At 67.2% G+C, this 24990-nt stretch carries 22 protein-coding genes and 1 pseudogene; 6 read left to right on the plus strand and 17 right to left on the minus strand.

The genetic code is table 11. The features are described from left to right. Positions 1-9 precede the first annotated feature (9 nt). Complete coding sequence (gene glgC, locus G6N15_RS02450) at positions 10-1224, minus strand: glucose-1-phosphate adenylyltransferase (protein WP_083084873.1); 1215 nt, start codon at positions 1222-1224, stop codon at positions 10-12. Between the two features lie 255 nt (positions 1225-1479). On the opposite strand from glgC, the gene glgA reads away from it, so the two are divergent. Beyond that, positions 1480-2643: a glycogen synthase gene (gene glgA, locus G6N15_RS02455; RefSeq protein ID WP_083084871.1), complete on the plus strand. Its 1164-nt coding sequence runs from the start codon at positions 1480-1482 to the stop codon at positions 2641-2643. Between the two features lie 44 nt (positions 2644-2687). Here glgA and G6N15_RS02460 read toward each other — a convergent pair whose 3' ends face one another. The 7 genes from G6N15_RS02460 to G6N15_RS02490 all read right to left on the minus strand — a co-directional run bounded on the left by G6N15_RS02460 (position 2688) and on the right by G6N15_RS02490 (position 8336). Beyond that, positions 2688-2855 (minus strand): DUF3117 domain-containing protein, encoded by a 168-nt coding sequence (locus G6N15_RS02460; protein WP_003406247.1) that lies wholly within the window; start codon positions 2853-2855, stop codon positions 2688-2690. Positions 2856-3005: 150 nt separating this feature from the next. Next, positions 3006-3578 (minus strand): DNA-3-methyladenine glycosylase I, encoded by a 573-nt coding sequence (locus G6N15_RS02465; protein WP_083084868.1) that lies wholly within the window; start codon positions 3576-3578, stop codon positions 3006-3008. Next, positions 3575-3922 carry a DivIVA domain-containing protein gene (locus G6N15_RS02470; RefSeq protein ID WP_083084866.1) on the minus strand — a complete coding sequence of 116 codons (348 nt, stop codon included), beginning with the start codon at positions 3920-3922 and terminating at the stop codon, positions 3575-3577. The genes G6N15_RS02465 and G6N15_RS02470 overlap by 4 nt, the downstream gene beginning before the upstream one ends. A 42-nt stretch (positions 3923-3964) precedes the next feature. Then, positions 3965-4930 (minus strand): glucosyl-3-phosphoglycerate synthase, encoded by a 966-nt coding sequence (locus G6N15_RS02475; protein ID WP_083084863.1) that lies wholly within the window; start codon positions 4928-4930, stop codon positions 3965-3967. Next, the gene (gene folP, locus G6N15_RS02480) at positions 4927-5751 is read right to left on the minus strand and encodes a dihydropteroate synthase (RefSeq protein WP_232070402.1); all 825 of its coding nucleotides are present in this window, start codon (positions 5749-5751) and stop codon (positions 4927-4929) included. The genes G6N15_RS02475 and folP overlap by 4 nt, the downstream gene beginning before the upstream one ends. 189 nt (positions 5752-5940) lie before the next feature. After that, entirely contained in the window at positions 5941-7731 is a 1791-nt protein-coding gene (gene fadD6 / locus G6N15_RS02485; RefSeq protein ID WP_275997975.1) for a long-chain-acyl-CoA synthetase FadD6, read from the minus strand. Between the two features lie 50 nt (positions 7732-7781). Further along, on the minus strand, positions 7782-8336 hold the full coding sequence (locus G6N15_RS02490; protein WP_083084858.1) for a TIGR00730 family Rossman fold protein: 555 nt from the start codon (positions 8334-8336) through the stop codon (positions 7782-7784). Positions 8337-8415: 79 nt separating this feature from the next. Here G6N15_RS02490 and G6N15_RS02495 point away from each other — a divergent pair, with 79 nt between their 5' ends. Next, positions 8416-10692, plus strand: a complete 2277-nt coding sequence (locus G6N15_RS02495; RefSeq protein ID WP_232070330.1) for an AAA family ATPase — start codon at positions 8416-8418, stop codon at positions 10690-10692. Here G6N15_RS02495 and dapE read toward each other — a convergent pair. Further along, complete coding sequence (gene dapE / locus G6N15_RS02500; protein ID WP_083084855.1) at positions 10677-11741, minus strand: succinyl-diaminopimelate desuccinylase; 1065 nt, start codon at positions 11739-11741, stop codon at positions 10677-10679. The genes G6N15_RS02495 and dapE overlap by 16 nt on opposite strands. 130 nt (positions 11742-11871) lie before the next feature. Between dapE and dapD the strand changes: the two genes are divergently transcribed. Beyond that, on the plus strand, positions 11872-12828 hold the full coding sequence (gene dapD, locus G6N15_RS02505; RefSeq protein ID WP_139797684.1) for a 2,3,4,5-tetrahydropyridine-2,6-dicarboxylate N-succinyltransferase: 957 nt from the start codon (positions 11872-11874) through the stop codon (positions 12826-12828). Positions 12829-12895: 67 nt separating this feature from the next. On the opposite strand, the gene G6N15_RS02510 is transcribed toward dapD, so the two are convergent. After that, the gene (locus G6N15_RS02510; RefSeq protein ID WP_083084853.1) at positions 12896-13246 is read right to left on the minus strand and encodes a VOC family protein; all 351 of its coding nucleotides are present in this window, start codon (positions 13244-13246) and stop codon (positions 12896-12898) included. Further along, a complete protein-coding gene (locus G6N15_RS02515) occupies positions 13237-14631 on the minus strand; it encodes an acyl-CoA synthetase (RefSeq protein WP_083084850.1) in 1395 nt (464 codons plus the stop codon). Before G6N15_RS02515 ends, G6N15_RS02510 begins: the two co-directional genes overlap by 10 nt. Positions 14632-14692: 61 nt before the next feature. On the opposite strand from G6N15_RS02515, the pseudogene G6N15_RS02520 reads away from it, so the two are divergent. Then, positions 14693-15884, plus strand: a pseudogene (locus G6N15_RS02520) (molybdopterin-dependent oxidoreductase); the annotation flags it as partial. A gap of 2 nt (positions 15885-15886) precedes the next feature. Here G6N15_RS02520 and G6N15_RS02525 read toward each other — a convergent pair. From G6N15_RS02525 to G6N15_RS02550, 6 genes are all read right to left on the minus strand, one after another. Then, the gene (locus G6N15_RS02525) at positions 15887-17398 is read right to left on the minus strand and encodes a long-chain-fatty-acid--CoA ligase (RefSeq protein ID WP_083084848.1); all 1512 of its coding nucleotides are present in this window, start codon (positions 17396-17398) and stop codon (positions 15887-15889) included. 17 nt (positions 17399-17415) lie between these two features. Continuing rightward, on the minus strand, positions 17416-18249 hold the full coding sequence (locus G6N15_RS02530; protein WP_083084846.1) for an esterase/lipase family protein: 834 nt from the start codon (positions 18247-18249) through the stop codon (positions 17416-17418). Between the two features lie 172 nt (positions 18250-18421). Further along, complete coding sequence (locus G6N15_RS02535; RefSeq protein ID WP_083084843.1) at positions 18422-19381, minus strand: proline dehydrogenase family protein; 960 nt, start codon at positions 19379-19381, stop codon at positions 18422-18424. A 112-nt stretch (positions 19382-19493) separates the two neighbouring features. Beyond that, a complete protein-coding gene (pruA, locus tag G6N15_RS02540) occupies positions 19494-21125 on the minus strand; it encodes an L-glutamate gamma-semialdehyde dehydrogenase (protein ID WP_083084840.1) in 1632 nt (543 codons plus the stop codon). 82 nt (positions 21126-21207) lie between these two features. Beyond that, entirely contained in the window at positions 21208-22485 is a 1278-nt protein-coding gene (locus G6N15_RS02545) for an alpha/beta hydrolase (protein WP_083084838.1), read from the minus strand. 66 nt (positions 22486-22551) lie between these two features. Beyond that, complete coding sequence (locus G6N15_RS02550) at positions 22552-23736, minus strand: alpha/beta fold hydrolase (RefSeq protein ID WP_163747907.1); 1185 nt, start codon at positions 23734-23736, stop codon at positions 22552-22554. A gap of 86 nt (positions 23737-23822) precedes the next feature. On the opposite strand from G6N15_RS02550, the gene G6N15_RS02555 reads away from it, so the two are divergent. Further along, the gene (locus tag G6N15_RS02555) at positions 23823-24407 is read left to right on the plus strand and encodes a TetR-like C-terminal domain-containing protein (protein WP_083084833.1); all 585 of its coding nucleotides are present in this window, start codon (positions 23823-23825) and stop codon (positions 24405-24407) included. A gap of 74 nt (positions 24408-24481) precedes the next feature. Beyond that, a complete protein-coding gene (locus G6N15_RS02560) occupies positions 24482-24949 on the plus strand; it encodes a hypothetical protein (RefSeq protein ID WP_139797683.1) in 468 nt (155 codons plus the stop codon). Positions 24950-24990 lie beyond the last annotated feature (41 nt).

Consider the following 24990-nt stretch of genomic DNA (forward strand, 5'->3'; position numbering starts at 1 on the left):
CCGCCGCCGCTAAATCCACACCCCTTTGCCGACGGCAACCACTCCGCCGGCGCTGACCGCGAAGCGTTCCCGGTCCTTTTCCAAGTCGACGCCGACCATCTCGCCAGGCCCCACGACGACGTTCTTGTCCAGGATCGCGTGGCGCACCACGGCGCCGCGGCCCACACGGGTACCGGGCATGATCACGCTGCCCTCGACGATGGCACCGTCGTCCACGACGACGTTCGACGATAGGACCGAATTGCGCACCGACGCCGCAGAGATGATGCTGCCCGCACCGACCACCGACTCCTGCGCGGAGCCGCCGTTGACGAACTTCGCCGGCGCGAGGTTTTCCGTCGCACCGCGGATCGGCCAGCGCTTGTTGTACAGGTTGAACACCGGATGCACCGAGACCAGATCCATGTGCGCGTCGTAGAAGGCGTCCAGCGTTCCCACGTCACGCCAGTAGCCGCGGTCGCGGTCGGTGGCGCCCGGTACCTCGTTATCGGAGAAGTCGTAGACCGCGGCTAATCCGTCGGCCACCAGACGCGGGATGATGTCGCCGCCCATGTCGTGGTCGGAGTGGTCGTCTTCGGCGTCGGCACGGATCGCGTCGATGAGCACCTTGGTGGTGAAGATGTAGTTGCCCATCGACACGAACGTGGATTCCGGGTCGTCAGGTGTGCCGGGCGGTTCGGTCGGCTTCTCCACGAAGCTGCGGATTCGGCCGGAGTCGTCGGCGTCCAGGCAGCCGAACGCACTGGCCTCCGCGCGCGGCACCCGGATACCGGCCACCGTCGCGCCTGCTCCGCTGTCGATGTGGTACTGGACCATCTGTTCGGGGTCCATCCGGTAGACGTGGTCGGCGCCGAAAACCACTATGTAGTCGGGATCCTCGTCGTAGATGAGGTTCATCGACTGATAGATGGCGTCAGCGGAGCCGGTATACCAGCGGGGTCCCAGGCGCTGCTGGGCCGGCACCGGAGTGATGTATTCACCGGCCAGGCCGCTCAATCGCCAGTTCTGCGAAATGTGGCGGTCGAGCGAATGCGACTTGTACTGAGTCAGAACGCAGATCCGCAGATAGCGGGCGTTGACGAGATTGGACAGCACGAAGTCGATCAGCCGATAAGCGCCGCCGAAGGGAACCGCGGGCTTTGCCCGGTCGGCGGTTAACGGGTAAAGCCGCTTGCCCTCCCCCCCGGCCAGGACGATGCCCAGCACGTCTGGCGCTTCCCTCATGGCACAAACCTATCGGCCGCCCTGAGCCCCTGCCAGCGCAATCGCTCGATTGCCCACGTTGACGGACTGTCCGTCAAGGTATTTGACTCAGTTCGGCCTAGATATTGCCGCCCGGCTGCAATGGCAAACCACGAGTACCGAATAACGATGGCCCGGCTCCGCTGGCGGCCCTCGTCGTCACCCGCGGGGTTCAATGGCCGGGCTTCTCCTCGGGCCGCTGGCGGCCCTCGTCGTCACCCGGCTAGCGTGCCGAGTATGCGGGTGGCAATGATGACCCGGGAGTACCCACCTGAGGTGTACGGCGGCGCTGGAGTGCACGTCACCGAGCTCGTCGCACAGTTGCGCCGCCTGTGCGAGATCGACGTGCACTGCATGGGCGCTCCCCGCGCGGCGGCGTTCGCGCATCAACCCGACCCCCGGCTGCGCGGCGCCAACCCGGCGCTGGCGACGTTGTCGACCGATCTGGTGATGGCCAACGCGGCTGCCGGGGCCGATGTCGTGCATTCGCACACGTGGTACGCCGGGCTGGCCGGGCATGTGGCCGCGTTGCTCTACGACATCCCCCATGTCGTGACTGCGCATTCGCTGGAGCCGCTGCGGCCTTGGAAGGCCGAGCAGCTCGGTGGGGGTTATCGGCTGTCGTCGTGGGTGGAGGACACCGCGTTGAACGGTGCCGACGCCGTCATCGCTGTCAGCTCGGGCATGCGTGACGACGTGCTGCGGCTCTACCCCTCCCTGGACCCGAGCCGAGTGCACGTGGTGCGGAACGGAATTGACACCGACGTGTGGTATCCGGCCGCGCCCCAAGCCGGCGAGTCGCTGCTAGCCCAACTCGGCGTCGACCGCCGCCGGCCCATCGTGGCGTTCGTCGGCCGCATCACCCGCCAGAAAGGGGTCGCACATCTGGTGGCGGCGGCGCACCGGTTCAATCCCGACCTGCAGCTGGTGCTATGCGCCGGCGCCCCGGACACTCCGGAGATCGCCGCCGAAGTGTCCGCGGCGGTAAACGAATTGTCCCGCACGCGCACCGGGGTGTTCTGGATCCGGGACATGCTTCCTATCGGGGAGATACGCGAAATACTCTCGGCTGCAGTCGTTTTCGTGTGCCCGTCGGTCTATGAGCCGCTGGGCATCGTCAACCTGGAAGCGATGGCCTGCGCGACCGCGGTGGTGGCATCCGATGTCGGCGGCATACCCGAGGTGGTCGGCGACGGCGTCACCGGCTCGCTGGTGCACTACGACCCCGCCGATCCGGCCGGCTATGAAGCCGCCTTGGCTGAGGCGGTCAACGCCCTCGTGGATGATCCTGAGAAGGCGGAGCGCTACGGCCGGGCCGGACGCCAGCGGTGCATCGACGAATTCTCATGGGCGCACATCGCTGAACAAACCTTGGATATCTACCGGAAGGTGTGCGCCTAGCAGCAACCGCTCGCCGGACGCCGGCTGGACGTGGCTGAACCCGGTTAGCTGGTGACGCCCTTCAGTTCGTCACCTAGAGCGGCGGCTTCGTCGGGCGTGAGCTCGACGACGAGTCGACCACCGCCCTCTAGTGGTACCCGCATCACGATGCCGCGCCCCTCCTTGGTCGCTTCCAGAGGACCGTCTCCGGTCCGGGGCTTCATCGCCGCCATCGAGTACTCCCTCCAGGTTCGAGCCGGCCCGTCGTCACGGACCTGGTCCAGGCCGGGTACGCCCGATACCCGGCATTGAACTGCCAATTCACCCCCCTATTGTTCCCTATTGGAACGAACAGGGTGTACAAGACCCGGTTCTGGAGAATCCTACTGGGCGGTCGACGGCACCCAGCAGGTGCTGAGGTGGTCGTCGACCATCCCGGTGGCCTGCATCAGGGCATAGGCAGTGGTAGGCCCGACGAACCGGAATCCGCACCGTTTGAGTTCCCGCGCCATCGCGGTGGACTCCGCAGTGGCCGAAGGGATTTGCGAGGCATCGGTGGGACGCGGCCGCGGTGGCGGCGCGAACGACCACAGCAATTCCGATAGGTCGTCGGCGGATCCCAAGTCGGCCGCCGCGCGCGCGTTGGCGATCGTCGCTTCGATCTTGGCGCGGTTGCGCACGATTCCGTCGTCGGCCATCAGCCGAGCCACGTCGTCGTCGGTGTAGCCGGCGACCGTCTCGATGTCGAAGCCCGCGAAAGCCCGTCGGAAGTTCTCCCGCTTGCGCAGGATGATCAACCACGAAAGCCCGCTTTGGAAGGCCTCCAGGCTCATCCGCTCGAACAACGCCACCCCGTCGCGCACGGGTCGGCCCCACTCGCGATCGTGGTAGTCGCGGTACAGGTCGGTAATCGCCCAGCCGCAACGAACCCGCCCGTCGTCGGTGGGCGCACTCACCCGTGGTCCTTTTGCGGCGAAACGTCCTCGGCGCTGTCATCGTCGTCGGGCTCGGCGTCCAAGGCGTCGCGGGCTGAAAGCTGACCGCGCAGCAGGTCGAGTTCCTGGCCCAGCCGGTCCAGCACCCAGTCGACCTCGCTGGTCTTGTACCCGCGCAGCACCTGGGTGAACTTCACCGCGTCGACGTCCGCGCGGGTGACACCTGAGACTGGCAACGCGGTTGCGGTCGTGGCGCGCGGCAGCGGGGGCAGCTGCTCGCCGCGGCCGAACACCAGGCTGGCCACACCGAATAGCAGCAGCGCCAACAGGATCAACACCACGAGATAGAGCAACACCAACGCCACGTCACCGATCCTGCCTTATCCGGCGCCGCGTGGGCCGGACAGTCAGCGCGGGCGCAGAGCGTTCATCGGCGGGCGGTCGACCAATGAGACGGGCCAGGTGTGGGGCGTGTAGCCGTCGCCGTCGGCGAAGAACTGAGTGAGCCCGACACCCGAGTCGGGGATGCCGCAGCGCGACAACAGGGTCGCGATGACCTGACGGCTCATCGCGCCCAGTTCGGCCAGCGAGCGGTTGCGATGTGCCCGCACGCCGAGGTTGACCTGGGCGATGGCGTCCAGGCCGAGCCGGTCGTAGGTGTCGACCAACAGCCCGATTTCCACGCCGTAACCCGGCGCGAAGGGCAGCGATGTCAGCAGCTCCCGGCTGGCCGCGTACTCGCCGCCCAGCGGCTGCAGCACGCAGCCCAGTTCGGGGCGAAGCGCCGCGAGCAGGGGCCGGGCGACCAGTTCGGTGACGCGGCCTCCTCCGGTGGCGCCCTCGCTGCCGCTGACGTTCAGGGGTCGCCGATAGAAGCTCTTGACGAGGTGGATGCCGTCATTGGTCAGCAACGGGCCGACGAGCCACGGGACGAACATGGGGTCGGGGTCGATCAGGTCGGAGTCGACAAACACCACGATGTCGCCCGTGGTGGCTGCGAGCGAACGCCACAGCACCTCGCCCTTGCCGGGCCGCGGCGGGACTTCGGGCAAGGCCTGTTCGCGGGTGACGACGCGGGCGCCGGCGGCGATGGCGCGGATCTCGGTGTCGTCGGTGGAACCCGAGTCGAGCACGATCAGCTCGTCGACCAGCCCGCCGACGAGCGGGGAGATGCTGTCGATGACCGATTCGATGGTTTCTTCTTCGTTGAGGGCGGGCAGCACCACCGAGATCGTCCGCCCGGCCTTCGCTGCCTGCAGCTCCCCGATCGTCCAGCTGGGGCGGTTCCAGCTGCGGTCGGACAGCCAGGCGTCTCCGGGCCGGGCAGCAAGAATCCCCTCGCCGACCAGATCGACCAGCTCTGATGTGGTCATGCGAGTCCTCTCACCGTGCGGGTCGGCGGACGTGTGCCGTAGATGGAGGCCACCATCTCCAGCACGCGACGCGTCGGGGCCACCTCATGCACACGAAACATCCGAGCGCCGGCCGCGGCGGCGAGGGCAGTCGCTGCCAGTGTCCCCTCCAGCCGCTCGGTGAGCTCCACGCCCAATGTCTCCCCGACGAAGTCCTTGTTGCTGAGCGCCATCAACACCGGCCATCCGGTGCTCACAAGATCTTCCATGTGGCGCAATAACGCTAGCCCGTGGAAGGTGTTCTTGCCGAAGTCGTGGGTGGGGTCGACCAAGACCCGGTCTCGGGCCACGCCGGCGGCTACCGCGCGCTCGGCGGCGGCGGTGAGCTCGCGGATGACGTCATCGACGACGCCGCGGGTGGTGGTCCCGTAGCTGACCCGGAACGGGCGGGTCCGCGGCGCCGCACCGCCGGTATGCGAGCAGACCAGGCCGGTGCCGAACTCCGCTGCCACCTCGGGCAGAGCCGGGTCGACGCCGCCCCAGGTGTCGTTGATCAGGTCGGCGCCCGCGCTGCAGGCCTGCCGGGCTACCGACGAACGCCAGGTGTCGACGCTGATCAGCTGGTCCGGGTAGGCGCTGCGCAACCATTCGATGAAAGGCACCACGCGAGCGGCTTCGGTCGCGGCGTCGACGTTCTCGCCGGGCCCGGCCTTGACGCCGCCGACATCGATGGCGTCAGCGCCGTCGGCGATCGCTTGGTGGGCGGCGGCCTTGGCCGCGTCGTCGCTGAACGTGGCGCCCCGGTCGTAAAACGAATCCGGGGTGCGGTTGACGATCGCCATGATCAGCGCGCGATCACCTGCCACCGGGCGGCCACAAAGCGTCAACTGCACCCATCTATGGTGCCTGGTCGCGGGTTTACGCCTTCGGTCGCCTTCTCACCGATCGAGACTGCGCCCATGGCGTCCGTCAGCGCCAAATCCACGCGGTGGCCGCAGGCTCGATGCCACCAATGCAGACTCGGCCCAGGCTTACGCCTGCGGTCGCTTGCCTGCCGCGACCTCGTCGGGGTATTCGGGATAAAACGGCACGTAGCCCTCGTCACGGCCGGCGAGCACGTAGAGCGGATCCTCGATGCCGGGGCCGTAACCCTGTTCACGCAGGTCGACTTTGCGGCTCTTGAACGTCGTGGTGTGTTCCATCGACTGCACCACCCGCACGAACAGCGGCAGCGCATACACCGGCAACCGGTCGTACACCGTGCGCGCGAGTGCCTTGCCGTCGAACTCGGCGGCGCCGCGAAGCTTGACCGCCGCCATGCCGGCCCGCCCGCCGGTACGCGGAATCTCTACCCCGTAGACCGCGCACTCCTCGACGGACTCGTCGACCGCCAGCGCCGCCTCGACTTGTGTGGTGGCGACATTTTCGCCCTTCCACCGGAACGTGTCGCCGAGCCGGTCGACGAACGCAGCGTGACCAGTGCCCTGCGGGCGCATCACGTCGCCCGTGTTGAACCAGCAGTCGCCCTTGCGGAAAGCGTTGCGTATCAACTTCTTTTCGCTGGCAGCAGGATCGGTGTAGCCGTCGTAGGGCTGAAGTCTGTTGACCGGGCTGAGCAGTAGGCCCGGCTGGCCGGGAGGCACGCGGCGCACCCGGCCTTTCTCGTCGCGCAGGGGCGCGCCTGTGTCCGGGTCGTACTCCACGTACGCCAGCGGCAGCGGCGAGACGCCGGTCGTCTTGGGCACGTTGAGGATGTTGATGAACGCGGTGTTGCCCTCGCTGGCGGCGTAGAACTCACACACTCGCTGGATGCCGAATCGTGTCGTGAACTCATCCCAGATCTCTGGGCGCAACCCGTTGCCGGCGATCAGCCGCACCTTGTGCGCGCGGTCGGTCGGCTTGGGCGGCTGGTTGAGCAGGTACCGGCAGATCTCGCCGATGTAGATGAAGGCCGTCGCGTCGTTGGCGATCACCTCGTCCCAGAACCGCGACGCCGAAAACGACTTGCCCAGCGCCAGCGTCGCACCGGAATTGAGCACCGATGCGACCGCTATCGTCAGCGCGTTGTTGTGATACAGCGGCAGGCAGCAGTAGAGCGTGTCGCTGCTGTGCAGTCGTAGTCCCACGCCGCCGAACGCGGCCAGCGCCCGCAACCATCGGAAGTGTGTCATCACGCTGGCTTTCGGGAAGCCGGTCGTGCCTGAGGTGAAGATGTAGAACGCCGTGTCCTTGGCCAGCACGGCCGACGCTGACGCCGGGTTGCTGGTCGGCGCTGTGGCGGCGAGTCGCTCGAGCTCCTCGATGGTCATCGGATCGGCGGGCGCCCCGGACTCGCTGACCGCGCTGACCAGATCGGACTCGCAGACCAGCACTTTGGCGTCGAGCAAGCCCAGGCTGTGGGCGAGCACCTCGCCGCGCTGGTGGTAGTTGATCATGCCCGCGATCGCTCCGCACTTGACGACGGCCAGCATCATCAGCACCGTGTTGGGCGAATTGCGCAGCATGATGCCGACCACGTCGCCGTGTCCGACACCGCGCGCGGCCAGCACCGCGGCATAGCGGTTTGCGGTTTCGTTGGCCTCGCGGTAGGTCAGTCGCTGGTCGCCGAACCGCAGGAAGATGCGGTCCCCGTAGCGGGCTGCCCGCTCCTGGAACACCTTGCCGATCGAGGCCTTGGAGTTGCGCTGAGGCAGCAGCCCGGTCAGCGCGCCGCGCAGGATCACCGGCAGGTCGGGCAACAGGCCGGGCAGCCGTGTTGCGATGTCGGTGAGCCCGACGGTGGCAGGGGCGCCGGAGTCGTGATCGGACACTTTGTCTCCCATTCGCAGCAAGCGCAGTCGGCGGCCAGCCTAACGCGGTGTGCCCAGCCGCTTCATCGAGGTGCGCACGCCGCCAAAGCCGCATCCAGGTCGTCGACCACCACGAGCCGGTCGAGGGCCATCTGCGAGACGTATCCGGTGTCGACCAGCCCGTACAGCCATGCCCGCAGTCCGTCGTAGTGCCCGTCGGGGTCCAGCATCACCACGGGCTTGTCGTGCACGCCGAGATACCCCGCCGTCCAGGTTTCAAACAACTCTTCGAGCGTTCCGATACCGCCGGGCAGTGCGATGAACGCGTCGGCGCGATCTTCCATGACTTGTTTGCGCTCGCGCATGGTGTCGGTGACGATCAGCTCGTCGGCGTCGGTATCGGCTAGCTCTCGGTGGACCAGCATCTTGGGGATCACGCCGACGGTCCATCCGCCGCGGGCCCGCGCCGCAGTGGCCAATGCGCCCATCGCCGAGACGTTGCCGCCGCCCCACACCAGTACCCAGCCGCGCTCGGCGATCGCCTCGCCGAGCCGCGCGGCCAGTGCCAGCAGCTCCGGATGGGTCGGCCCGGACGCGCAGTAGACGCAGACCGCCCACCGCTTCGGCTCCACACTCAGAAACGTAGACCAGCCTTGCCGCCGAGCGCATTTCGGGCTATCGCCCTGCTACGCCGTATACGGGCAATAAAATCCGGCGGTGCCTTGGGTAGCCGCGCCGCAGGTATCCGTCGTAGCGCAGGTGACGGGCGCGCTGGAGAGCTCGCAGGTTTCCGGCGCCGCGCTCGTTGGACCCGACGGCGTCGGCAAGACGACACTGGCCCGCGCCGCCGCCGAGAGGTTCGCTGCACAGCGGCCGTCGACGATCGTCCGGTGGGCGCTGGGCAGCGCGCCCGAGCGACCGGTCCCCTTCGGCGCCTTCCGGCATCTGGTCCGTCTGGCCCACATCGGGCGACCCGCGGCGCTGCTGCGCGCCGCGCGCGAATCACTCACCAGCGCGGGCGGCGACCTGCTGCTGGTCGTCGACGACGCGCATGAGTTGGACGCCCTGTCGGCCACGCTGGTGTATCAGCTGGCGTTGAGCGGTTCGGCGCGACTTCTGGTCACCGTGCGCTCGGACATCCGGCTGCCCGACGTCGTCACCGCCTTGTGGACCGATCAGCTGCTCAGCCGCATCGAGGTGCAACCCCTGGATGCCGAGCGGGCAGCGGCGCTGCTGGAGTCGGCGCTGGGTGAACCGCTACCGAAGCCGGTGGCCGAGAAAGTCGTCGGCCGCAGCCAAGGCAACCCGCTGTATCTGCGCCACGTCGTCGAGAACGGCGCCCTGGTGCGGGCCGACGACGGCTGGCGCTTCCGCGACGACGAGCGGTTGACGCTGTCCGCCCTGATCGACGGCCACCTCGGCGCGCTGGCGGAGCCGGCGCGCACCGTGCTGGACTACCTGGCGGTCGCCGAACCACTGTCCCGCGCCGACTTGGCGGCGTTAGCCGGCGAGCAGGCCGTCGAGGACGCCGCAGCCGTGATCGCCTTCGACGACCAGGAACTGGCGCACCCGGCTCATCCGCTCTACGGCGAACGCGCCCGCGCCGCGCTCGCAGCGCAGCAAGCCCGATCGCTGCGTGCAGCGGTGGTCGCACAGCTGGCGAAGCATCCGTCCGACCATGTCAGCGACGAACTACGACGGGCAGCGCTAGCGGTCGACAGCGACACCCCCGGCCCGGTCGCAGATGTCGTGAGTGCGGCGCAGCAGGCGCTGCGGCTTGGCGACCTGGTCCTCGCCGAGCGGTTGGCGCGGGCAGCGCTGGACCGGTCGGAAGGCCTGGCGGCGCGGCTGGTGTTGGCCTACGCGCTGGCGTGGCAGGGTCAGGGTCGGGAGGCCGGAGCAGTGCTCGCCGCAGTCGATCCCGACACCCTGACCGACACCGAACTGATGGCCTGGGCGCTGCCACGGGCCGCCAATCAGTTCTGGATGCTGAGCGAGCCGGAGCGCGCCACGGCGTTCCTGCACACCACCCGTCAGCGGGTCGCGGCGCCAGCCGCCAAGGCCACGCTCGACGCGCTGGCGGCGACCTTCGCGATGAACTCCGGTACCCCGCTGCGAGCGTTGCGGATGGCGTCCGACGTGCTGGCGTCACCGCACGCTGACGAGGTCGGCGTGGGGTGGGCGGCGTCGACTGCGGCGCTGTGCTCAGCTCGCACTGCCCGGTTCGACGACGTCGAAGCGCTGGCCGCCCGGGCCGTCGCCGGCGAGCATCCGGGCTTGCTGAGGTTCACCAGCGGCTTCGCCCGGGTCACGGCGCTGGTGATGGCGGGGCGGCTGGATGCGGCACGCTCACTGGCGCAGCGCTACACCGATTTCGCCGAACTGCAGCAGCCGGGTCGGGCGATCGGCGAGGTGCTGGTGGCGTACGTGGCGATCGCCCAGGGCGACTTCGACACGGCGGTGACGCTGCTGCGCCCGGCCGCCAGCGAGCTGGCGCGGACGGGTTATTCATGGGGGCCGCTGTCGTTGATGCTGCTCGCACAGGCGCTGGGCCAGCAGGGTGAACAGGTCGAAGCCGCAAAGGTTTTCAGCCGCGCCGAGTCGCGGCACGGCCTGAAATCAGCGCTGTTCACACCCGAGCTGGCCTTGGCCAAAGCGTGGTCGAAATCAGCACGTGGTGACCAGACCGCAGCGATCGACGCCGCCCGCGAGGCGGTGCAGGCCGCTGAACGCGGTGGGCAGTCGGCGATCGCGCTTCGTGCGCTGCAGGACGCGACGCGGCTGGGTGACCTGCGCGCGGTGTATCGAGCCGAACGCCTCGCGGTGGAAGTGGACTGCGTGCTGGGCCGACTGACGTTGGCTCATGCCCGCGCGCTGACCGCCGGTGATTCCGCCGCGCTGGCCGACGTGGCCGCCGGCCTGGCCGAGGTGGGGCTGCATCCAGCGGCAGCCGACGCCGCTGCCCAGGCGCGGCAGGCTCAGCTCGTCAGATAGCGGCGCAACATGTCGGCCGCGGCGGTGATTTGCTCCACCGGCACCCGCTCGTCCCGCCGGTGCGCCAGGTTGGGGTCGCCGGGCCCGTAGTTGACCGCGGCGATGCCGCGAGCGGCGAACCGCGCCACGTCGGTCCACCCGTATTTCGCCCGGACTCGGCCGGCGGCGGCGTCGACCAATGCTTTGGCGGCGGGCTTGGACAATCCGGGCAGTGCGCCGGCCGCGACATCGGTCTGCTCGATCCGCACGTCGAGCCCGTCGAGGACGTCGTGGACGTGTTGTAACGCCTCGGCCGCCGAGCGATCCGGGGCGAACCGGTAGTTGACGGTCACCGATGCGGCGTCGGGAATGACGTTGCCGGCGACGCCGCCGTCGATGCGCACCGCCGACAGACCCTCGCGGTACGTGCAGCCGTCGATGTCGACACTGCGGGCCTGATAGCCCGCCAGCCGGTCGAGCACAGCGCCCAGTTTGTGAATCGCGTTGTCGCCCAGCCAGGATCGCGCCGAATGGGCCCGGGTTCCGGTTGCGTGGACGACGACGCGCAGCGTGCCCTGACAGCCCGCCTCGATGTAGCCGGCGGTGGGCTCGCCGAGGATCGCCACGTCGGCGTCCAGCCAGTCCGGCAACTCGCGTTCGATGCGACCCAAACCGTTTGCCGCTGACTCGATTTCCTCGCAGTCGTAGAACACCAGCGTCAGGTCGTGTGCGGGCACGGGAACCGTGGCGGCCAGGTGCAGGAAGACGGCGTCACCGGATTTCATGTCGACCGTGCCGCAGCCGTGCAGCAGCTCGCCGTCCCGGCGGCTGGGCAGGTTGTCGGCCACCGGCACGGTGTCGAGGTGGCCCGCCAGCAGCACTCGTGTCGGCCGGCCGAGATGCGTGCGGGCCAGTACGGCGTTGCCGTAGCGGATGATCTCGAAGCCTGTCGTCTGCGCACGCAGCGCGGCCTCGACCTCGTCGGCGATGCGCCCCTCGGACCGCGACTCGCTGGGGATGTCGACCAACGCCGCGGTCAGTTCGACCGGGTCGCCGTGTAGGTCCAGCACCAGGCAAGAGTAGCGGGTGGCTCAAGTGGGCCGAGCAGACGCAAAAGCTCCTTCTCCGGCGGCGTGTCGGGGACCTTTGCGTCTGGTCGCCGGGCGGGGCCCGGCGAACACGTCTAGCGCAACCAGTAGCGTGGAGCGCGTGACTGGAGCTTCGGGTATCGGGCTGGCAACGCGGGCCGCCAATGGAACGGTTCTCGACGCCTGGTATCCCGCACCGAAACTGATCCAATCTGGCGGGAGAACCGGCACCATACCGCTGTCGCCGACCGAGGTTCCCGACGACCTGGCGGCGTTGGTCGGCCGCGACGAGGACCGGGGCACCGAAACAGTAGCGATCCGCACCGTGATCGGCTCGCTGGACGACAAGGCTTCCGATGCCTATGACGCGTACCTACGGCTGCATCTGTTGTCGCACCGGCTGGTTGCGCCGCACGGGCTGAACACCGACGGCTTCTTCGGCATCTTGACCAATGTGGTGTGGACCAACCACGGTCCTTGTGCCGTCGAAGGTTTCGAGGCGGTGCGGGCGCGGCTGCGCCGCCGCGGGCCCGTCGCGGTGTATGGGATCGACAAGTTCCCCAGGATGGTCGACTACGTCGTGCCCACGGGGGTGCGTATCGCCGACGCCGACCGGGTCCGGCTGGGCGCTCACCTGGCAGCCGGCACCACCGTGATGCACGAAGGATTCGTCAACTACAACGCCGGCACGCTGGGCACCTCGATGGTCGAAGGCCGTATCTCGGCGGGCGTAGTGGTCGGCGACGGTTCAGACGTCGGGGGCGGCGCCTCGATCATGGGCACGCTGTCTGGTGGTGGCACCGAAATCATTTCGATCGGCAAACGTTGTCTGCTGGGCGCCAATTCGGGGTTGGGCATCTCGCTGGGTGACGACTGCGTCGTCGAAGCCGGGCTCTACGTCACCGCCGGCACCAAAGTCAGCCTGCCGGACGGCACCGCAGTCAAGGCCCGCGACCTCTCCGGCGGCAGCAACATGCTGTTTCGCCGCAACTCGCTCACCGGCGCCGTCGAAGTGGTGTCCCGCGACGGTCAAGGAATCGCGCTCAACCAAGACCTGCACGCGAACTAGTCGGCGACACTGCGGTTTTGGACGCGACACGCCGCGTGGACGTATAAATCCGCAGAGTCACGCAAGACTAGTCCTCCGCGAGAATGCAGAACTCGTTGCCTTCCGGGTCGGCCAGCACCACCCAGCTCGCGTCATCGCCTTGGCCGATGTCGATGCGACGGGCCCCCAGCCCGACCGCCCGGTCGACTTCGACCTGTTGGTTGTCAGGCCGGAAGTCGAAGTGGATGCGGTTCTTGACGATTCGCTTGTCCGGTACCCGAAGAAAAATCCAGTCCGGCCCGCTCCCTGCCGGCGGATGCAAAACGACGTCGCCGTCGGAGTCGATCTCGTGCGGCCAGCCCAGTACCGTCGACCACCAGGTGCCCAGCGCGGTCGGGTTTTCCGCGTCGATGCAGATCTCGTCGAATGTCAGCCCCATGTCAGCAGCTCCTTCTTGAGCACCTTGCCCATGGCGTTGCGCGGCAAGCGGTCCACCACCCGCACTTCCCGCGGCCGCTTGTGCACCGAAAGCTGCTGCGCCACATAGTCGATCAGTTCCTGCGGTTGAGCGTCACCGACGACGAACGCGACGATCCGCTGGCCAAGGTCGTCGTCGGGCAGCCCGACTACGGCGACTTCGTCCACGCCCGGGTGCCCGAGGAGTGCCGCTTCGACTTCTCCGGCGCCGACACGATATCCCCCGGATTTGATCAGGTCGACGGACTCACGTCCCACGATGCGGTGCATGCCACCAGAGTCGACGACAGCGACGTCGCCGGTGCGGTACCAGCCATCGTCGCCGAAGACCTCGGCGGTCGCGTCCGGCCGGTTCAGATAGCCGTCGAACAGCGTGGGGCCGCGGACCTGAAGTCGCGCAATGGTTTCGCCGTCGTAGGGGGCGGGGCGGCCCTCGTCGTCAACCAGCCGGGTCTCGATACCTTCCAGCGGCAGGCCCACCCAGCCGGCGCGACGCTCACCGTCAGCGCGGGTGGACAGTGTGATCAGCGATTCGGTACTGCCGTACCGTTCGACGGGCCGGTGGCCGGTGAGCTGCGCGAGCTGGTCGAACACCGCCACCGGCAACGGCGCGCTGCCCGACACCAGCAACCGCGCGGGCCGTAGCGCCTCGGCGGCCGCCGGGTCGGCCACCACCCGTGACCATACGGTCGGAACACCGAAATACAGCGTCCCACGAGCTGCCGCGTACGCCTCCGGTGTCGGTTTCCCAGTGTGCACGAAGCGATTTCCCACTCGCAGCGACCCGAGCAAGCCCAACACCAGCCCGTGCACGTGAAATAGCGGCAGCCCGTGCACCAACACGTCGTCGGCGGTCCACTGCCAGGCCTTCGCCAGCGCATCGAGGTCGGCGGCGATCGCCCGCCGGCTCAACTGCACTCCCTTGGGCGGACCGGTGGTACCCGAGGTGTAGATCACCAGCGCGATGGAATCGGGCGACGGTTCGGGATAGCGGTGCCACGAGCGGGCGTGCAGTCGCACCGGGATGTGCGGTAGGCCGTCTGGCTCCTGCGGTACCGGCCCGAGCCACGCCTGGGCACCGGAGTCGGTGAGGATGTGGCGTCGCTCGGCCTGGCCGACATCGGCGGGAACCGGCACCACGGGAACACCGGCGATCAAGCAGCCGGTGATGGCCAACACGGTCGACGCGCTCGGCGTGGCCAGCACCGCGACCCGGCTGGCGCCCCCGACCCGCTCGGCCACCGAGGTCGCCGCGCCGACCAAATCGCTGCGGCTCAACGTGACGTCGCCGATCTGCACGACGTCACCCATATCGGTCGCAGCAGAGGCGAGGGACGTCAGCAGCACGGCAGCGAGATTACCCGGCGTACTCGGCGCCTCCGTTTGCGTGAGCGGGTCTTCGGGTAGCGGGCTGGCGCGATGGTGGCACCTTGGCGCCGACATGCTCTGGCTGCTCAACGGGTTGGTCTTCTACGTGCTTTTGTTCAGCACGGGCCACTGGCGCCATATCGTGCCGACCAGCTGGGACGTCTTCCCCAACGCGGCGTCGGTGGCGATCCAGTACTTGTCGCTGGAGTGGCCTAGGGACAACGGATGGGTGGCCTACAACGGGTTGCAGGTGCTGGCGTACTTCACGGTCGTGTTCATCGCTGCGCCGGCGGCACTGATCACCGGCCCGGGGATGTCCCCCGCGCTGTCGATGCGTCTCACCTGGATCAGCAAGCGGCTGAGCATCCAGGCCGCGCGCTCCCTGCACTTGCTGGTGCTGGTGTTTTTCATATTCTTCATCATCGTGCACGTCACTTTGGTGTTTGCGACCGAAGCGCAGCGCAACCTCAATCACATGTTCGCTGCCCGCGACGACACCGGTTGGGTGGGCTTTGGCGTCCTTTGCCTGGCCATGACGGTGACCGCCGTCGGCTGGGTTGCAGCCACTCCCTTGACTATTCGGCACCCGCGCGTAGTGCAGCGGGTAGGAGACGCGTTGGTCGGTCCCCTGCAGCGAATGCTCGAGCGGATGAATCCGGAGCCGGGTGCGTTCACCGAAAAGGACATCTCGCCCTACTTCTGGCACAACGGCCGCCTGCCCGACAGCCTCGAGTACAAGGAGCTGGAGAAGAACGGCTTTCGCGATTGGCAGCTGCGCGTCTACGGTCTGGTCGAAAAGCCAAGGGAGTTCTCGCTGGACGAGCTGAAGGCGCTGCCCTACCACGAACAGATCACGCAGCACTTCTGTATCCAGGCATGGTCGGGTGTCGCCAAGTGGGGCGGCGTGTCGATGCGAACGATAATGGATATCGTCAAACCGCTGCCTGAAGCGAAGTGGGTCGCGTTCTATTCGATGGGCCTCGCGCCACCTGCGGCATCTACTACAACGTGCACCCGGTCGAGCAGATGAGCCACCATCTGACGATGCTGGCCTACACCATGAACGACGAACCGTTGTCGTACGGTCACGGGGCGCCGCTGCGCCTGTGCACGAATTGCAGCATGGCTTCAAGCAGGTGAAGTGGATCAAAGGCATCGAGTTTCTTGCCCACTACTCCGAAATCGGCAGCGGCTACGGCGGATACAGCGAAGACCGCCACCAAACGCTGTAACCCTAAGGGCGCAGCTCCTTTTTGAGGACCTTGCCCGTCGGGCCCATCGGCAACTCGTCGATGACGCGGACCTCGCGCGGGTATTTGTAGGCGGCCAGGCGCTCCTTGCAGTGCGCAATCAGCTCGTCGGACGTGAGCTTGACGCCCTCTTTGGCCACTACGAAGGCCAGCACCTCCTGGCCGAGCTTCTCGTCCGGTTTGCCGATCACCGCTGCCGCAGCGACGCCGGGGTGATCGAACAACACTTCCTCGATCTCCCTGGGGTAGACGTTGTAGCCGCCGCGGATAACGAGATCCTTCTTGCGGTCGACGATGAAGAAGTAACCATCCTCGTCGCGGTAGGCCAGATCGCCGGTGTGAAACCAGCCGTGGCGGAACGCCTCGGCGGTCGCGTCGGGTTTCTTGTAGTAGCCCTTCATCATGTTGTGCCCACGGATCACGATCTCGCCCACATGATCTGGGCCAGGAGGCAATTCGTTGTCGTCCTCGTCGACCACCCGCACTTCCACGCCCCAGATCGGTTTGCCGATCGAAAGCACCTTGCGCTGTTCGGCATTGATGTTAAAGGTCGTGGTCGACGCGGTCTCGGACAAGCCGTATCCCTCGAGGATCACCACACCCGGGAACTTCTCCTCGAAGGCGCGGATCACCTCGCCGGGTATCGCGGCGCCGCCGGATACCCCGACCCGCAGCGCGGAGAGGTCATGGCCTTCGGTGTCGGCCTGCAGCAGCGCGAAATACATTGTGGGAACGCCGGAAAAGATCGTGCAGCGGTGGTGGGCGAGTTCGTCGACTACCGTCTTGGCGTCGAACCGGGGCACCAGAACCAGGCTGCCGCCGAAGCGCACCGTCACGTTCAGAACACTGGACAGGCCGAACACGTGGAACATCGGCAGCACCGCCATGCCGATGTCGTCGTCGCGGAATTCGAACAGCTCGCCGGCGACGGTGCAGTTCATGAACAGCTGGAAATGAGTCAGCTCGGCGCCCTTGGGTTTTCCGGTGGTGCCCGACGTATAGATGATTACTGCGGTATCGTCGGCGTTGGTCGGCTCGATGTCGCCGGTGTCATCGGCGAAGTACAGTTCGTCGAAATGCTTTGTGCCCTCGGGTCGTTGGTCATTGCCCGGCAGGTTCACCACATAGGTGGGCAGGTCGCCGGCGCCCTTGACCGCTTCCTCGGCGAACGTCTCGAAGGTGATCAGCAGCCGCGAGTCGGAATCGTGCAGGTGGTAGCTGACTTCCGGGGCGCGCAGCAGCGGGTTGAGCGGCACCATCACCGCGCCTGCTTTGAGGATCGCGAAGTAGGCGAACAAGAACTGCGGCAGGTTGGGCAATTGGACGGCGACCTTGTCGCCGCGGCCCAACCCGAGGTTGCGCAGGCTGGTGGCGATCCGGCCCGAGATTTCGTCGACCTGGGCGTAGCTGAAGCTCTGCTCGGCGATGTGGCAGAGCGGCTTGTCCGGGTGAGCGTTGCGGGATTCGCGCAGCATGACGGCGAGGTTGAAGCTCATCGGTCGCTCCTGTGCTACTAGGCGAGCCGGGTTTGTGAATCGGCCGCCGGCTCGGACGGTGTATCCGGCCGCGGGAACAGTGGCCGCAGCACCGCGGGCGGCCGGAACGGCGCCCACTCGCCGGAGGGTTGGGCCAAGCGGTCGGCGACAGCCCACACCACTGCAGGATTGTGGCCATAGCCGAAGTGGCTGCCGATCACGGCGATGTTTTCTGCACGCGGCGACTGCAGATCCAGGCAGGCCTGCCAGGCGACGACACCGTCATACCGGGAGTAGATCGATGTCGCCGGTACCGGCAAGGGCTCGGTTTCAAGATCCACCGGCGCCGACGTCCGCTCGACATGCAAGTGGGAGAACCGGTTGAAGGCGGCGCTGGCGCGGGTCTGGTTGTGATGCGTCAGGCGAAACGGCGTGCCGAGGGTAATCACCTGGCGTATGGACGACGGGCTGCGCCGCGCCATGGCCCGCGCGTAGATGCCTCCCAAGCTCCAGCCGATCACGGTGACCGGAGTGCGGTACCGCGCCTGGAGGTCCTGCAGGCGCTCCCCCATGCCGGCCACCGCTGCGGCCGTCGGGCCGATGTTGCGGCCCAGCCGCCAGCCGTGCACCCGGTACCCGAGACGACGCAGGATGCGCCGCAGCGCCACGGTGGAGCCGTCGCCGGCCAGCAGCCCCGGCAATACCAGCACCGGGTGCCCGTCACCGGTCGGCAGCGTGTGCCGCAGCGGCAGCGTCCCGACCAGCAGCCCGAACTCGACGGCGGCCCGTGCGGGGTCGGTCAGCGACAGCGACCAGGGCGGGGCGCCGAGGCGCCGGGGGCGCTCGACGGGTTCGAATATCGCGTCAGCCATACCCGCCAGCCTGCCACCGACCCCTGGCCCCGCGCCGCAGGTTTGTACAGATGTGTCCCAGAGCGGCGTCAGCCTGGGCGGCTTGCTGCGCATCGAGACTGCGGTGCTACCGCCGAAACGGTATATACCGTCACGACTACCCACGATTGGGCGCCGTGGACATCGACGCTCGTCAGCGCCGCCTTTCTGCCAGCGCTCGCAGGAAGAACATCAGGTTGGCTGGCCGCTCGGCCAGCCTGCGCACCAGATACCCGTACCACTGCCCGCCGTACGGCACGTACACCCGCACCTGGTTGCCGGCGTTGACGAGCCGCTGCTGTTCGGCGTCGCGGATGCCGTACAGCATCTGGTATTCGAAATCGCCAGCAGCACGTCCTGTTTCGTAAGCAATATCCGGCACGGCAGAGATGACGGCTGGATCATGGGTGGCCACCATCGGGTAGCCCGACCCGGCCATCAGTACTCGAAGGCATCTCAGGTACGAGTCGGTGACGGCGGCCGGCTTGCGATAAGCCACCGACGCCGGTTCGTCGTAGGCGCCCTTGCATAACCGGATCCGTGCCCCAGCAGCAGCGAACTCGTGACAGTCGCCGAGCGTGCGCCGCAGGTATGCCTGTAGGACGACGCCCAGCCAGGGAAAGTCAGCTCGCAAATCACGGACGATGGACAGCGTCGATTCCGTTGTGGTGTGGTCTTCAGCGTCCACCGTTACCCAGGCGCCGACCTGCCCGGCCCGCTCGCAAATGGTGTGCGCGTTCTCCAGTGCGATCTTTTCGCCGTCGCGGTCCAGCGCTTGGCCGAGTGCGGAAAGCTTGAGCGACACCTCGAGCGGCCGCACACCGTCAGCCGCGGCGTCGGGCCGCCGGCCCAGCGCGTCGAGAAGCCCGAGGTAGGCCTGCACTGTGGTGCCGGTGCCGTCGATGTCGGTGACATCCTCACCGAGATAGTCCACACTCACATAGCGCTCGGAAACGCGAAGCGCCGCAACGGCATCCAGCACGGACTCCAGCGTCTCCCCAGGCACGAACCGACGAACGACCTTGCGAGTCGCAGAAATCCGCTCGGCTGCGCGGCGCAGCCGATCGGAGCGACTGGCCGCAAGAATCACCGGGCGCACCGCCGTCGCGAACACGCGTGGTCTGATGGGGGCGACCCGCTGCCGGCTTCGCCGCTCTTGCGATCGCCACAATTTGATGGGGGCGACCCGCTGGACCGGCTTCGCCGCTCTTGCGATCGCCCCCGCATCACTCGGCCGCCATGTGTGGATACCTGTGATCGGTTGCCGGTACGAACGTCTCCTTGATCGTGCGTGCCGATGTCCAGCGCAATAGATTCAGGGGCGATCCCGCTTTGTCGTTGGTGCCCGAGCCGCGCGAACCGCCGAACGGCTGCCGCCCCACCACCGCCGCCGTCGGCTTGTCGTTGATGTAGAAGTTGCCTGCCGCGAACCGCAGCCGTTCCAGCGCCACCGACACCGCGTCGCGGTCGTCGGCGATGACCGCGCCGGTCAACGCGTACCGTGACCCGGTGTCGATCACCTCCAGGATCCGCTCGTACTGGTCGTCGGGGTAGACGTGCACCGACAGGATCGGCCCGAAGTACTCGGTCGCGAATGCCTCGTCGGTCGGGTCGTCGCCGAGCAACACGGTGGGCCGCACGAAATAGCCTTCGCTGTCGTCGTATTCGCCGCCGACCGCAATCGTGACACCGGCCGCACCTTTCGCGCGTTCGATCGCCTTGACATTCTTGGTGAAGGCTCGCCGGTCGATCAACGCGCCGCCGTAGTTGGACAAGTCGGTGATGTCGCCATAGCGCAATTGCGCGGTGGCAGCCAGGAACTCGTCACCCATCTTTTGCCACACCGAGCGCGGGACGAACGCGCGAGACGCCGCCGAGCACTTCTGCCCCTGGTAGTCGAATGCGCCGCGAATCAGCACGGTGCGCAACACGTCCGGTCGCGCGGAGGCATGCGCCACCACGAAATCCTTGCCGCCGGTCTCCCCGACCAGCCTCGGGTAGCTATGGTAACGCTCGATGTTCGCGCCCACCTCCCGCCACAAGTGCTGGAAGGTGGCCGTCGACCCGGTGAAGTGGATACCGGCTAGCCGCGGATCCGCCAGTGCCACATCGGAAACCGCATACCCGTCGCCGGTTACCAGGTTGATTACGCCAGGCGGCAACCCGGCGGCCTCGAGCAGCTGCATAGTCAGATAGGCAGCCAGAGTTTGGGTGATCGACGGCTTCCACACCACGGTGTTGCCCATCAGCGCCGGCGCCGTCGGCAGATTGCCGGCGATCGAGGAGAAGTTGAACGGGGTGATCGCGTAGACGAAACCGTCCAGCGGTCGGTAGTCCATCCGGTTCCACTCACCGCGGACGCTCAGGGGCTGCTGTGCCATGATCTGGCGGGCGAACGCGACGTTGAACCGCCAGAAGTCGATCAGCTCGCACGGGGCGTCGATCTCGGCTTGGTACACGGTTTTGGATTGCCCGAGCATGGTTGCGGCGGCGATCTTTTCCCGCCACGGGCCGGCCAGCAGCTCGGCGGCGCGCAGAAAGACTGCAGCGCGCTCGTCGAAAGGCGTTGCAGCCCAAGCATCTTTAGCAGCCATAGCGGCTTCGATCGCGGCCGCCGCATCGGCGTGGGTGACGTTGCTCAGCGTGCCCAGCTTCTGGGAGTGCCGGTGTGGCTGCACCACGTCGATGCGTTCACCCTCACCCATCCGATGGGTACCGCCGATGACGTGGGGCAGATCGATCGGATGGTCGGCCAAGGCGGTCAGCGCGGCGCGCAGCCGGGTGCGTTCCGGGGAATCGGGAGCATAGTCGTGCACCGGCTCGTTGGCCGGTACGGGTACATCCGTGACGGCGTCCATCCTGTCAGCATCCCCCTGCGACGAGCTGCGCGCGAGTGGAAACGCGAGTGGAAACCTTCCCGCCTCGGCAGGATGGCCCGGACTACCGACTGCGGGCAGCGGCGCCGGGCCGCGTCACGCCCGTGTCGGCGTGATCGGACGCGTAGATCTCGGCGAGGAACTGTTCAACCGCCACCGCTGCATGCTTGGCGCGCACGGAGCCGAAGATGTCAAAGGCGTGCTGGGCGAAAGGCAGCTCGGCGTAGACGACAGGTTGGCGGCTGACCTCGCGTAGGCGGGCGCTGAAGTTGCGGGCCTGTTCGACGGGAATCAACGAGTCGTTGCTGCCATGCAGCAGGAAAAACGGTGGGGCGTCGGCAGATACATAGGTTATCGGCGAGGCGGCGCGGAATGCTTCATTGATTTCCGCCCGCGTCCGCTTGAACACGTACTTGCCCAACATCGGGGCCATTTGCGGGTGCACGGAATCACTGCGGGTGAAGTCGTAGACGCCGTAGAACGGCACCGCCGCCCGCACGCTGGTGTCGGCGTCTTCGAAACCCGGTTGAAACTGTGGGTTGTTCGCGGTGACCGCGGCCAACGCGGACAGGTGTCCGCCCGCCGAGCCACCGGTGATGGCGACCCACTCGGGGTCGCCGCCGTACTCGGCGATGTGCTCCTTGATCCAAGCCAGCGCACGCTTTACATCGACGAGGTGATCAGGCCACGTCGAGCGGGGGCTCAGCCGATAGTTGATCGCGACACAAACCCACCCCAACTCGGCCAGATGACTCATCAACGGATACGCCTGGTGGCGTTTGCCGCCCAGCATCCAGGCGCCGCCGGGAACCTGCAGCAGCACAGGTGCCCGTCCGCCCGGATCGAGATCGCGACGCCGCCAGATGTCGAGGTGGTTCCGGGAACCGTAAGGGCCATAACTGATGTCCGTGTCGTGCGCGTAGTCCCGATAAATCCGGAACATGCGGATCACACCGGGAGTTTTAGCTGTGCCCGCACCTGCCGGCCGCTTCCACAGATCGCCGGACTCAGTGCGGCGCTCGCTTCCCAACCCTTCATCGAGCGCCGCAGTGAGCGGCGTGTTGGCGCTTCGGCCGATGCGATGCAAGCCCAGGAGCCCCAGCGTGGAGATGCCCGAAACCAGCGAGCTGAACAACCGGATGCGAGGTGACAGCCGCCGCCACATTGCGCCGATCATCGCCAGATGGACGCCAAGCACCTGCAAAGGAAGTTCTGACGCGAACACGCCAAAGCTGAACGCGAACAGCGAGGGATAGCCGCGCTTGGTCAGCGGCCGGTAACCGTTGGCCGTGGTCACGAGTCCGGCTAGTGAGCTCACCACCGCTATCAGTCGCTTCAGCACAAGTCACTCCCATCGACCGCACGCATGACGTAACCATCCGCTCGGTTGGCATCCAACTGAGCCACCCTAGCTGCCGAGCGAACTTGGCTGCTCCGCCGGACTGACGGTGCGGATCCACGACAGGATGGTGCGAACGCAGGCGCCGATGTTGCCGATCTGGCAGTGGTTGCTCGCCTGTTCGGCGGCGGTGAAGACCCGGGTGGTCACCGAGCGCGCATTTGTGAGGTTGCGCGCCTGACGGTGCAACTGAGGCAGCGGCACGTAGTGGTCGTCCGCTCCGGCGATGAGCAGCACGTCGGCCCTCACCCGCCCGGAGACCTTTCGGGTAGTCACTGCGCGGGCGGAGGCGAAAAAGTCGTACGGCGTCGCGGTCCCGGTGATGTGCATGCCCTGCCACAGCCCCCACCGGGAGACCGGGCTGCGGGCCGCTCCGATACTCGCCAAAGCGTTGAGGATGCGGCGGGCGCGGAGCGTCAGCAGGGCACGGATCACGGGTGCGGCGCCCGGTGCGATTTGCCGCCCGATGACCTCGAGGAAGTCGTCCAGGATGTCCCATGCGACCGCGCGGCGAATGCGGGTTTCGAATGCGGCGGCGCGGATCACCAGCCCGCCGCCGAGCGAGATGCCGATCGCGGTCACGTCGTCGAGACCGTAGTGGTCGAGGACCGCGGCGACCGGCCGCTCCCATTCGTGGGTGAAGACCAGGCCGGCGTCTTCGAGGGCACTGCCTTGCCCGGGGCCTTCGAACGTCACCACCCGATGCCCCGTCGCCGCTATCGCGGTGAGCATCGGCAAGAACTCCTCGATGTAGCTGTCGAAGCCACCGAACACCACCACCGGCGGGCCCGAAGCATGCTCGGGTCGCAGATCGTAGGCAGGCAACCACGCCCCGTCATAGGGGATGCGCTCGGGCTGAACGCTGAAGTGCTCGCGCATCGTCGCCAGGAAGCGTGCCCGGGCTGCGGCCTTACGCGGATCCTGCGGCGGGATGAAGAACTCCGCCGCCCGGTCGTAGTAGGCGGCCGCGAGCGCTCGGCCCTCGGCGCGAACTCGGTTCGCCAACGCCAGAAACGCCGCAACCCAGTCCTCGTAGCTTCGCACGTCGCGTACCGCCTCTGCGATTTCGTCGCGGGCCTCGGGGCCGATCCATTCGAGCCAGCGGTTGCACTGGAAGTTCAGGCTGCGGTCGGGGTGGAACTCGTGGTACCCCGACGCGGGGCCCTGCAGGTTGAAGGCTGGCTGGTTGGTCATGACTGCTCCTATCGCAGGACTACTTGCGATACCGTAGCGCTGAGCCATCCGGTATCGCAAGTGCTCTTGCGATATGGTGGTCGGCGATGAAGGCAACCACCGCCAAGTTGGGCCGGCGAGGCGCGGCTGTGCGTGCGGCCGTGCTCGAGGCGACGGTCGCCGAGTTGGTCGACCACGGCATCGACGGGGTGACCGTGGCCGCCGTGGCGGCACGCGCCGGAGTGCACGAAACCTCGGTCTACCGCCGCTGGCGCACCCGAGAAGACCTCATCGTTGACGCATTGCTTGACCGCAGCGAGACGCACATCCCGGTACCGGACACCGGATCGCTGCGAGGTGACCTGATCGAGCTGGCCCGCCGGGTGATTGGTTACCTGTCGTCGCGCATCGGCGCAGCGTTGGTGCGGATGAGCACATTGATCGTCGCGGACAAGTACCTCGACCAGGCGCGTGCCAACTTCCTGTCATCGCGGCTCGCCGCAACACGTGTGGTGGTGGACCGGGCAATCGAGCGCGGCGAGTTGCCCCCCGGCACGGACGCCGGGCTCGTCCTTGAAATGCTGGTGGCGCCGCTGCACATGCGGACGATCATGACCGGGGAACCACTGACCGACGACCTGCCCGAGCGGCTGGTCGACATCCTGCTCGACGGGCTGCGGCCGCGGCGGTAACGGCCGCTCGATCGACACCGGAATTCGGCCTCCAGGCCTTCCTGTCAATGCAGCAGGCGGAGCAAAATTGGCGCATGGAGCGGTCTGAGAAGACCATTACCCGCGGCTGGCTGGCCGTGCTGATCGGGACCGCGCTGCTGGTCGGTGGTCTCGTCGCGTTGTGCTTTCCCGTCTTCCTCGGCTCGTACGACAAGTACGGCCTCCAGATCAAGTGCGGCAACGGCTATCACGCTGAGTTGCTGCAAGCATCGCTCGACGACCAGGAATCGGCGTCCGCGCCAACCCACCCGGCAACCAGCTATGTCGATCAGTGCAACAGCGCCCTGGCGCACCGACGCGCCTGGATCGTCCCGGTGGCGGTCGCCGGCGCGCTCATCCTGGTTCCCGATCTGGTGGCCTGGGCCCGCGGCGGGTCAACCCAACCGGCTGCTGGGCCCCACGAGTGGTCGCCCGAACCGACCGAAACAGAGTTGCACGAAGCTGCGTTGCTGGATCGCCGGTGGCGATCACACCGGCCGCGACCATCAGACACCACCTTGTGACGCGACCGCACGTGCGTCTGGGCGGACCTTTGCACCGACTG

It is taken from the genome of Mycobacterium noviomagense, assembly GCF_010731635.1.
Taxonomy (GTDB): domain Bacteria; phylum Actinomycetota; class Actinomycetes; order Mycobacteriales; family Mycobacteriaceae; genus Mycobacterium; species Mycobacterium noviomagense.

Coding starts and splice junctions, on each gene's coding strand:
- glgC (WP_083084873.1), bottom strand. CDS start 1,224: ATGAGGGAAGCGCCAGACGTGCTGGGCATCGTCCTGGCCGGGGGGGAG.
- glgA (WP_083084871.1), top strand. CDS start 1,480: ATGCGGGTGGCAATGATGACCCGGGAGTACCCACCTGAGGTGTACGGC.
- G6N15_RS02460 (WP_003406247.1), bottom strand. CDS start 2,855: ATGGCGGCGATGAAGCCCCGGACCGGAGACGGTCCTCTGGAAGCGACC.
- G6N15_RS02475 (WP_083084863.1), bottom strand. CDS start 4,930: ATGACCACATCAGAGCTGGTCGATCTGGTCGGCGAGGGGATTCTTGCT.
- folP (WP_232070402.1), bottom strand. CDS start 5,751: ATGGCGATCGTCAACCGCACCCCGGATTCGTTTTACGACCGGGGCGCC.
- fadD6 (WP_275997975.1), bottom strand. CDS start 7,731: ATGGGAGACAAAGTGTCCGATCACGACTCCGGCGCCCCTGCCACCGTC.
- G6N15_RS02510 (WP_083084853.1), bottom strand. CDS start 13,246: ATGGGGCTGACATTCGACGAGATCTGCATCGACGCGGAAAACCCGACC.
- G6N15_RS02525 (WP_083084848.1), bottom strand. CDS start 17,398: ATGAGCTTCAACCTCGCCGTCATGCTGCGCGAATCCCGCAACGCTCAC.
- G6N15_RS02530 (WP_083084846.1), bottom strand. CDS start 18,249: ATGGCTGACGCGATATTCGAACCCGTCGAGCGCCCCCGGCGCCTCGGC.
- pruA (WP_083084840.1), bottom strand. CDS start 21,125: ATGGACGCCGTCACGGATGTACCCGTACCGGCCAACGAGCCGGTGCAC.
- G6N15_RS02550 (WP_163747907.1), bottom strand. CDS start 23,736: ATGACCAACCAGCCAGCCTTCAACCTGCAGGGCCCCGCGTCGGGGTAC.
- G6N15_RS02555 (WP_083084833.1), top strand. CDS start 23,823: ATGAAGGCAACCACCGCCAAGTTGGGCCGGCGAGGCGCGGCTGTGCGT.
- G6N15_RS02560 (WP_139797683.1), top strand. CDS start 24,482: ATGGAGCGGTCTGAGAAGACCATTACCCGCGGCTGGCTGGCCGTGCTG.